This is a genomic window from Streptococcus pseudopneumoniae (assembly GCF_001072375.1).
Classification (GTDB): Bacteria; Bacillota; Bacilli; order Lactobacillales; family Streptococcaceae; genus Streptococcus; species Streptococcus pseudopneumoniae_L.
In genome coordinates this window covers 1-10,250 of record NZ_JVKV01000013.1, presented here as the reverse complement: position 1 = coordinate 10,250, position 10,250 = coordinate 1, and the positions used below count along the sequence as shown (strand labels likewise).

The following is a 10,250-nucleotide window of genomic DNA, read 5'->3' as shown; positions in this document are numbered from 1 at the left end:
ATCAGCTACCGCGTCAAAGTTTGATTGCTAATAAAAAATGAGGTCGGGCTCTTTTGTCCCAACCTCTTCTACTATTCATAAAATTGTTTATAGGGTTTATTAAAGGCTTCTAAGATATCTGATGGAGTTTCTGCATAAGATTTTATCTCTGTCAAATTCCCTTTAACGATAATTCTCTCAACTGCATTAGCATCTTCACAGGTTACCAAGGTAATCTCTTTAATCCCATCACGTTCGTCAATTACATCTACGCGATCAGGAGTTACAATTTTAACTTCTTCAATCTCGTATGTATAGACTTTCTCTTTATCAGTGAGATAAATTTTCATCCCTTTCTCAGCGCGAGCAAGAGGAGAGAATAATTTCTTATCTGCATTTTCACCTGCAAAGATACGGTGACTTGCTAGAGAATAATTTCCTTCCCCCATTACCTGATTGGCTTTCATTGTCCCAGCACCATAAAAGAGGTTAACATTATCAAGTCCCTTAAATATTGGTAGGTTCATTTCAAGCTCTGGAATGGCAATACCTCCAATAACCGGAAGTTGTTGAGAATTCCACTGAGCTGATAAGACTGCCTCCGAGGAAAGTGATTTTACAGAGTCAAAATCGAAATTCCCTTCTGTTTCTTTATTCTCCTCAATCTCTTCCTTAGTTACTTGACTGACCTGATACTTATTAGTGTTCCAAATCATGAACATATCACGAATATTGGCATTGAAGATTAAAGCGATAGATAACAAGATTAGGAATCCTGCCAGTATGTTAATCAGTAGATTCTTACGTTTATTTTTTTTACTTTGATTCTTTTTTTGAGACATTATGCTTCACTTTCTGTTTCCTGTTCTGCCCCAACTTCTTCTTTTTCTGCTGCTGCAACACTTGTAAAAGTCACAATCTTAGCATCTTGATCTAGACGCATCACTTTTACTCCCATAGTTGAACGCCCCGTTTGTGAAATATTGGCTACATTTGTTCGAATCATGACACCTGTGTCAGTAATAATCATCAAGTCTTCGTCACCGTTTACTGTTAAGAGGCCAGCCAGAGGACCATTTTTTTCAGTAACATTGGCTGTTTTCATTCCCTTACCGGCACGACCTTTTGTTGGGTATTCAGTCGCAACTGTGCGCTTACCGTATCCTTTTTCAGTAATGATAAGGACTTCATCTTGATCAGTAATCACTCTCGCTCCAACTACAGCATCACCTTCACGAAGATTTACCCCTTTAACACCAGTGGCAATACGACTCATGCTACGAACTGAAGACTGATTGAAACGAACTGCATAACCTAATCTGGTTCCGATGATGATATCTGTGTCTTTTTCAGTTAGTAAGACATTAATCAACTCATCCTCATCTTTCAGATTTAAGGCTTTGAGACCATTTTGACGAATGTTGGCAAATTCTTTGACACTGGTTCTTTTGACAATACCTGCTCGAGTTGTAAAGAAGAGATAGGCATCATCACTACGTTCTGATTCAACATTGATAATGGTTTGAATGCTTTCACCTTCATCCAGTTTCAAAAGATTGACAACTGGCAAACCTTTGGCTGTACGACCGTATTCTGGAATTTCATATCCCTTAAGACGATAAACACGTCCTTTATTGGTAAAGAAAAGCAAATGATCGTGAGTGCTGGTTGAAACCAATTCACGCACAAAGTCATCGTCTTTAACTCCAGTTCCTTGAACGCCACGTCCACCACGTTTTTGAGCTGTAAATTCGTCTTGGTCCAAACGTTTGATATAACCTTTATTTGATAGAGTGATGAGGACATCAGACTCTTCAATCAAGTCTTCATCTTCAAGAGTCAAGACTTCACCAACCATCAACTCAGTACGACGTGGATCGCCAAACTTACGTTTGACCTCATCCAATTCTTCCTTGATAATTTGCGCTACACGTTCTGGTTTTGCAAGAATGTCTGCCAAGTCAGCAATCAAAGCAATAAGCTCATCATATTCTGACTGAATCTTGTCACGTTCCAAACCTGTCAAACGACGAAGACGCATATCGAGAATTGCTTGACTTTGACGTTCAGATAACTTGAACTTGCTCATCAATTCAGCTTGGGCTTCTGCATCCGTTTCACTGGCACGGATGATACGAATAACTTCGTCGATGTGGTCCAGAGCAATCAACAAACCTTCTAAGATGTGTGCACGCGCTTCAGCTTTCTCTTTGTCAAATTGAGTACGACGAGTCACCACTTCTTTTTGGTGCTCAATATAAGCATCCAAGATTTGACGAAGAGAAAGAATCTTTGGTACACCATTCTGGATAGCCAGCATGTTAAATCCAAAGCTAGTTTGCATTTGAGTCATCTTGAACAAGTTGTTCAAAATAACATTAGCAGATGCATCACGCTTCACCTCAATTACGAAGCGAACTCCCTCACGGTTTGATTCGTCACGAACAGCTGTAATACCTTCGATACGTTTTTCCTGAACCAAACGCACAATATGTTCATGGACTTTGGTCTTGTTGACCATATATGGAAATTCTGTTACAACGATACGTTCGCGACCAGTTTTAGTTTCTTCGATTTCAGTACGAGAACGAAGCACAATCGATCCTTTACCAGTTTCGTAGGCCTTATGAATACCTGATTTCCCCATAACAAGGGCACCAGTTGGAAAATCTGGACCAGGAAGAACTTCCATTAATTCCTTGGTTGTAACTTCTGGATTATCCATGACCAACTTCACTGCATCAATGGTTTCACCCAAGTTATGTGGCGGAATATTAGTCGCCATACCAACAGCGATACCTGTAGCTCCATTGACCAAAAGATTTGGGAAACGAGCTGGTAGAACAACAGGTTCACGTTCATTGGCATCATAGTTATCTACAAAATCAACGGTGTTTTTATTGATGTCACGAAGCATCTCAAGTGCAATCTTGCTCATGCGCGCTTCAGTATAACGCTGAGCTGCGGCACCATCACCATCCATGGAACCAAAATTCCCATGCCCATCTACAAGCATGTAACGGTAACTCCACCATTGAGCCATACGAACCATAGCTTCATAGATAGATGAGTCACCGTGCGGATGGTATTTACCCATGACATCCCCTGTAATACGAGCAGATTTCTTATGAGGTTTATCTGGTGTCACACCCAATTCATTCATACCGTATAAAATACGACGATGAACTGGTTTCAAACCATCTCGAACATCAGGAAGGGCCCGCGATACAATAACACTCATGGCGTAGTCGATAAAGCTGGTCTTCATCTCCTTTGTCAGATTGACATTCACTAAATTTTTATCTTGCATTAACAAATGCCTCATTTCACTATTAGTAACTAGATATATTATACCATAGTTTAGCTTATATTTCAGTCTCTGGACACACCTAAAACGCTTACATTGATAACTGGATGTTATATCCGTGACAAAGCTATTTAAAAGTGATAGAATGGAATCAGACAGGGTATTACCCTAAAAAAAACAAAGGAGATGTTTAGACTAATGACAGCAACTAAACAACACAAAAAAGTTATCCTCGTTGGTGATGGTGCCGTAGGTTCATCTTACGCTTTCGCTCTTGTTAACCAAGGAATTGCCCAAGAACTTGGTATCATTGAAATTCCTCAATTACACGAAAAAGCTGTTGGTGACGCTCTTGACCTTAGCCACGCCCTTGCTTTCACTTCACCTAAAAAAATCTATGCTGCTGAATACGCTGACTGTGCGGACGCTGACCTTGTAGTTATCACTGCTGGTGCTCCTCAAAAACCAGGTGAAACTCGTCTTGATCTTGTTGGTAAAAACCTTGCAATCAACAAATCAATCGTAACACAAGTTGTTGAATCAGGATTTAACGGTATCTTCCTTGTAGCTGCTAACCCAGTTGACGTTTTGACATACTCTACATGGAAATTCTCAGGATTCCCTAAAGAACGCGTTATCGGTTCAGGTACTTCACTTGACTCAGCTCGTTTCCGTCAAGCCCTTGCTGAAAAATTGGATGTAGACGCTCGTTCAGTTCACGCTTACATCATGGGTGAACACGGTGACTCAGAATTTGCCGTTTGGTCACACGCTAACATCGCAGGTGTTAACCTTGAAGAATTCCTTAAGGACACTCAAAACGTTCAAGAAACTGAATTGATCGAATTGTTCGAAGGTGTTCGTGACGCTGCTTACACAATCATCAACAAGAAAGGTGCTACATACTACGGTATCGCAGTTGCCCTTGCTCGTATCACTAAAGCAATCCTTGACGATGAAAATGCAGTACTTCCACTTTCTGTATTCCAAGAAGGTCAATACGGAATCAAAGATGTCTTCATCGGTCAACCAGCTGTTGTTGGAGCACATGGTATTGTGCGTCCAGTAAACATCCCATTGAACGATGCTGAAACTCAAAAAATGCAAGCTTCAGCAAAAGAATTGCAAGCTATTATTGATGAAGCTTGGAAAAACCCTGAATTCCAAGCAGCTTCAAAAAACTAATTTAAGTTAGAAAAAATGTCTAGACAGTTTGTCTAGACATTTTTATATTTCATTACTTTATTTCATTTGAGCAAAAGCTGCTTCTGCATCTCCGTTACTAATCGCACCTAATTGAATTTTAGCAATTTTACCCTGTGAATCAATTAGATATTCTGTAGGGATGCTTCGAATTTGATAATCTTGAAAAACAGCTCCTTTTGTATCATATAAAACAGGGATGTCTTTATAACCTTGTTCCTCAAACCATTTTGGAAATTGCTCAACAGTTTTTTCACCTTGAAGGCCTGGCGCAATGACTGATAAAATTTCGAAATCACGATCTTCCTTAGCAGCAAGCTCCATCAATTCTGGCATACTCTTCTTGCATGGTCCACACCAAGATGCCCAAAATTTAAGATAAACTTTTTTACCTTTATAATCAGATAATTTGACTTCTTTTCCATCCATAGATTGAAGGGTGAAATCAGGTGCTTCTGCTCCAATTGCTACTTGCTTCACAGGAGCTTGTTGTGTCTGATTTGATTGATTTTGTGGACTTGATTTTTTCTCTTCCTTGCCACAAGCAATCAGAAGAAAGAGAGACAAGAAACTAAGTCCAAAATAGATAATTTTTTTCATAGATAACTCCTTTTATCCTAATATTCCAGATAAGACATTTAACTGTCCCAACATTAATAAAATTCCCATGAGAATGATCAATAAACCACCAATTTTCTTCAATAAAAGTATGTGAGTTTTGATTCTACTAAAATAAGGCATGACAAGACCTGATGCCAAGGCCAGAACTAAAAATGGAAGCGCCATTCCGAGAGTGTAAATGAGGGTTAATAAGGCTCCCTGAAGAGCTCCATTTCCTCCTGAGGCAGCCAGTGCTAAAACAGAACTTAATACTGGGCCTATACATGGAGTCCAGCCAAAGCTGAAGCTGATCCCCAGTAAAAAGGCCGAGAGATATTTACTAGACTGTTTTTGCTTAAATGTTACTGTTTTTTGTACCTCTAATTTTTGTAGATGAAGAATTTCCATCTGATGCAATCCCAGTATGATAATCATGATTCCCATGACATAACGGAACCAGTCAGCATAAAGTAAATTCCCAAGGAATCCTGCTCCAAATCCAAGAATAAAGAAGATGAGAGAGATACCCGCAATGAAACAGAGTGTCCGAATCAATCCTGACCAGGCAACATCTTTACCCCAAAAACGAAATGTCCTTGACTCCTCTTGATCATCTAGCAGAACACCTGCGTAGACTGGTAACAAGGGAAAGATACAGGGAGAAAAGAATGACAAGACCCCAGCTATAAAGACAGAAATAAAAAATAAAATACTTTCCAATTAAGAACCTTCTTTCATATAGTTATCTTTTATTTTACTATAAAAGAAAACGTTTGTAAGAAATCCGCTACGCAAATTTATTTTCAACTTGAAAGAATCAAAAAAGGAGCTCAGCTCCTTTTTTGATTAATAAGTTCCCTCTTCACCTTGACTTGTCAAGATTACAGGCCCATCTTTAGTAATAACAAACTGATGCTCGTACTGACATGATAGTCCACCATCGATTGTTTTATGTGCCCAACCTGTTTTCATATCTGTATCGATTTCCCAATCACCTGTATTGATCATAGGCTCAATGGTTAAGACCATGCCTTCACGAAGGCGGAGACCACGACCTGCGATACCATAGTTAGGCACCATTGGTTCTTCATGCATAGTTGGACCAACACCGTGTCCTACAAGATCACGAACAACTCCGTAACCACGACTTTCAGCATATTCCTGAATAGCAGCTCCAATATCTCCAATACGATTTCCTACAACAGCCTGCTCAATTCCCTTATACATAGCTTCTTTGGTAACATCCATCAAGTTTTTAACTTCTTCTGACGGTTTGCCAACAGCGTATGCCCAACAAGAATCAGCTAATCCACCTGTAAAGTTTTGAGTATATTTTTTCATCTGCTCAACGTTGTTAAAATTAAGTTTAGAAACATTGAGGTCAGACTTAGCGATTGGCCCACCAAGAACCATATCAACCTTGAGCAAATCGCCTTCCTTCAAAACATAGTGGCGTGGAAAAGCATGGGCTACTTCGTCATTAAGCGAACAACAAGTTGCGTATGGATAATCCATCATTGCCCCATCAACACCAATTTGAAGAGGGAGGAAATTTTCTTCTTTACAACGACGACGCACATATTCTTCTACTTCCCACATATCTACACCTGGTTTGATGATGTCACGCAAACCGATGTGAATACTGGCAAGAAAATCGCCAGCCTTATCCATTGCTTCGATTTCTCTAGCTGATTTTAATGTAATCATGTTTTCTCCTAGTTTTAATTAATTTTTACAGTAACATTTGCTTTTGATACGATTTGATGATTGATATAAATGTCATAGTCAATAATGGCTGACCTTCTCGTATGATGAATAATTCTAGCCTGAATTCGCAAGATATCATCAATCTGAACAGCCTGTAAAAAGTAAATCAACATCTGTTCAATGATGAGATTACGTCCACTATTCACGACCAGATCCTGCGTCATATGGGTCAAAATTTCTGAAAGAACTCCATTTGCAAGGACTCCATTTTTTTCCAACATAAATGGTTCAACCGTAATGACAACTTCATCATGATGGTAAGATAACTTCTGACCAACCTGTTCTGAAAATGTTGGTAATGCTGAAACTTGAGAGCGGCTCATCTTTTCCATGACATCCCGTCTAGTAATAACACCAAGTAAAGTTTGATTACTTCTCACAACAGGTACCATTTCAAAGTCTTCAGCAATCATTCTCTGGCTAACGTTAGCGATATTCGTCGCTAAACCAGTCATATAGACTGTCCTTGTCATGACCTTATCTATCGTTGTACCAGGTGATTTATCTCCAGCATCACGCATAGTAACTACACCAACAACGACCTGATGCTGATTGATGACAGGGAAACGGCTCGTTCTATTCTTACGAACCAAGTCTAGATAATCTTTGACAGTATCCGTTTCCTGTAGAAATCCATATTCATGACTAGTACGATAGATTTTTTCAACCGTCAAAATATCTGTCTTGATCTGAACGTTAGACAAAGCTCTGTTGATCATAGTCGCAATTGTAAATGTATCATGCTTACTGCGTAATACTGGAATATTTTTTTTATTAGCATGGTTCAAAACATCTTCATGAACTTCAAATCCACCTGTTACCAAGACAGCATTTTCATTTTCAAGTGCTAATAACTGAATACGTGTTCGATCTCCTACGATAAGTAAGCCACCATCATGAAGATAAGAAAGAATATTCTTTTCAGTCATCGCTCCAATGGAGAATTTACTAAATTCTCTGTCCAATCCAGCTTGACCAGCTAAAACTTCCGAGCCTGTAACTTCTGCAATTTCTGCGAACGTTAATTTCTCAATAGCTACTTTTTTTGACTTTACACGTACTGTTCCACTTCGAGGACGTGTTTCAACAAGTCCCCTATTTTCAGCTTCTTTGATAGCCCGATATGCCGTACCATCACTTACTCCCAGCCGATTTGAAATACTACGAACACTGACACGCTTCCCAACTGGTAATTCTTCCAAGTAGGCTAATATTTCTTGGTGTTTACTCATTTAGATTTCCTTTTGTATAACGGAATTCTAGATAATCCCGCATCTTTCGGGTATAACGATCGCTACCTTTAAAACGACGATAAAGAACAAAATTTGATTTTTCTGCTACTTTCTGACTAGCAACATTTTCTAGATGTGTCACAATCGAAAGTTGCTTCAATGCAAACTCGTTCATGGATAAATCTCGTAATTTAGTAACTGCTTCAGTCATATAACCCTGAGACCAATAGTTTTTCTTTAAAAAATAGCCAATTTCTGCTTCTTTCTTAATTTCATCAAGCTTTTCAAACTTGATAGCTCCAATCATTCTTTGCTCTTTTTTATCACAAATAGCCCAAATCCCCAAAGGTGATTTCATAAAATAATTGGAAAGAGCATACTGACTTTCTTCAATACTTGCTTGTGCAGGAAAGATAAATTGAAGATTTTCAGGATCTGATGCAAGTTGATGAAAATCATCTACATCTGTAAAAAAGAAGGGACGGAAATATAAACGTTCCGTCTCATAGAAAGAAAATTTTGCTAATTTAGTCCAGATATTCATTGCAATCCTCAAATTGCTAATCTTCGATTAGCTCAATATCTGCTCCAAGATTACGCAATTTTTCGATAATATTCGAGTAGCCTCGAAGGATGAATTCAACATTGGTAATCTCTGTTTTTCCTTCAGCCATCAAGCCAGCAATAACTAAGGCAGCTCCAGCACGTAGATCTGTTGCCTTAACTTTTGCCCCCTGCAAAGGATTTCCACCCTTATAAAGGATGTGGTCGTTTGTTGTTGAAATATCTGCATTCATTTTGGCTAATTCAAAAACATGGTTGACACGTTTTTCATAGATTGTATCAATCAATGTGCCACGACCTTCTGCTTTTAATAGCAAGGGAGTAATAGGCTGTTGAAGATCTGTTGCGAAACCTGGATAAGGAGCTGTCTTGATATTAACAGCCTTTAGATTTGTTTGCTCTTCGACGAAAATACTGTCTTCAGAAACAGTCATGTGAACACCCATTTCTTCAAGTTTAGCAATAAATCCTTCTAAATGCTCATAAAGTACATTATTAATTCGAATCCCATGACCTACTGCAGCTGCCATCGAAATATATGTACCTGCTTCGATACGGTCAGGGATGACTTGGTGGCGTGTCCCGTGCAAGCTATCCACACCATCAATTGTAATCATATCTGTCCCTGCTCCACGAATGTGAGCTCCCATATTGTTTAATAATGTAGCCACATCAATGATTTCAGGTTCGCGAGCAGCATTTTCAATAACTGTTCGACCTTTAGCTTTTACTGCTGCTAGCATCGTATTGATAGTCGCACCAACACTAACAGTATCCATATAGATATGAGCACCATGTAGACTTGATCCTTGGGTTGAGAGATTCATATTATCTCCCTCGTAGGTTGTCTTAGCTCCCATAGCTTCAAATGCTTTTAAATGCAAATCAATCGGACGTGGTCCTAGGTCACACCCTCCAGGCAAACCTACAGTTGCTTCACCAAAACGTCCTAAAAGACTACCGTAGAAATAATAAGACGCACGCAAGCTATTAATTTTACCATAAGGCATTGGTTTATTTTGAACACCACGAGGATCAATCTCAAGAACATCGTCATAACGCTTGACACTAGCTCCCATGATTTCCATAATCTCAATAAGACTAGCTACATCAGAGATGTCTGGAACACAATCTAAAATCACAACATCATCTGATAAAATAATGGCAGGAATCAAGGCAACGACACTATTTTTAGCGCCACTAATCGTAATTTCACCTTTCAATGGTCTCCCACCGTTAATGACAATTTTTTTCATTTTATACTCTTTCACTATTTATTAAGAAGGTCTCACCCTATATTATACCATATTTCTTACTAATAGCCAATCCTATAAAAAAATTAAGCCCAGAACTATCTTGATATTTAATACGATAACTATGGTTATATCAGTTAAAATTATCATACTTATCAAAGCTAGTAAAAATCTTCCTAGCCTGTAATTTTAAGGCTTGTAATAAAATAATTACTGCACATTTTTAGTTAGTGATTTGTTAAAGAAAGACTGGCTTTATAAGTATATGCGATAGTATATACACTTTTATAAAATAAGAAATTAATACTCTTCGAAAATCAAATTCAAACCGCGTCAACGTCGCCT

At 38.6% G+C, this 10,250-nt stretch carries 9 protein-coding genes; 1 reads left to right on the top strand and 8 read right to left on the bottom strand.

The genetic code is table 11. The annotated features are described in order from the left end of the window. Window positions 1-71: 71 nt before the first annotated feature. Both ADH31_RS01000 and gyrA read right to left on the bottom strand, forming a co-directional pair. Window positions 72-821 carry a class A sortase gene (locus tag ADH31_RS01000; RefSeq protein WP_000078698.1) on the bottom strand — a complete coding sequence of 250 codons (750 nt, stop codon included), beginning with the start codon at window positions 819-821 and terminating at the stop codon, window positions 72-74. Beyond that, window positions 821-3,289 (bottom strand): DNA gyrase subunit A, encoded by a 2,469-nt coding sequence (gyrA, locus tag ADH31_RS00995; RefSeq protein ID WP_049508379.1) that lies wholly within the window; start codon window positions 3,287-3,289, stop codon window positions 821-823. Before gyrA ends, ADH31_RS01000 begins: the two co-directional genes overlap by 1 nt. A gap of 195 nt (window positions 3,290-3,484) precedes the next feature. On the opposite strand from gyrA, the gene ADH31_RS00990 reads away from it, so the two are divergent. Continuing rightward, entirely contained in the window at window positions 3,485-4,471 is a 987-nt protein-coding gene (locus tag ADH31_RS00990) for an L-lactate dehydrogenase (protein ID WP_045763432.1), read from the top strand. 57 nt (window positions 4,472-4,528) lie between these two features. Here ADH31_RS00990 and sdbB read toward each other — a convergent pair whose 3' ends face one another. From sdbB to ADH31_RS00960, 6 genes are all read right to left on the bottom strand, one after another. Then, the gene (gene sdbB / locus ADH31_RS00985; RefSeq protein ID WP_049508376.1) at window positions 4,529-5,089 is read right to left on the bottom strand and encodes a thiol-disulfide oxidoreductase-associated lipoprotein SdbB; all 561 of its coding nucleotides are present in this window, start codon (window positions 5,087-5,089) and stop codon (window positions 4,529-4,531) included. Between the two features lie 12 nt (window positions 5,090-5,101). Beyond that, window positions 5,102-5,809, bottom strand: coding sequence for a thiol-disulfide oxidoreductase-associated membrane protein CcdA2 (gene ccdA2, locus ADH31_RS00980; protein WP_049508374.1), 708 nt, complete (start codon window positions 5,807-5,809; stop codon window positions 5,102-5,104). A 126-nt stretch (window positions 5,810-5,935) separates the two neighbouring features. After that, window positions 5,936-6,796: a methionyl aminopeptidase gene (locus tag ADH31_RS00975; protein WP_049508372.1), complete on the bottom strand. Its 861-nt coding sequence runs from the start codon at window positions 6,794-6,796 to the stop codon at window positions 5,936-5,938. A gap of 14 nt (window positions 6,797-6,810) precedes the next feature. After that, window positions 6,811-8,088, bottom strand: coding sequence for a CBS-HotDog domain-containing transcription factor SpxR (gene spxR, locus ADH31_RS00970; protein WP_000033785.1), 1,278 nt, complete (start codon window positions 8,086-8,088; stop codon window positions 6,811-6,813). Further along, window positions 8,081-8,632 carry a GNAT family N-acetyltransferase gene (locus ADH31_RS00965; protein ID WP_049508371.1) on the bottom strand — a complete coding sequence of 184 codons (552 nt, stop codon included), beginning with the start codon at window positions 8,630-8,632 and terminating at the stop codon, window positions 8,081-8,083. Before ADH31_RS00965 ends, spxR begins: the two co-directional genes overlap by 8 nt. A 16-nt stretch (window positions 8,633-8,648) precedes the next feature. Then, window positions 8,649-9,908, bottom strand: coding sequence for a UDP-N-acetylglucosamine 1-carboxyvinyltransferase (locus tag ADH31_RS00960; protein WP_045763439.1), 1,260 nt, complete (start codon window positions 9,906-9,908; stop codon window positions 8,649-8,651). Window positions 9,909-10,250 lie beyond the last annotated feature (342 nt).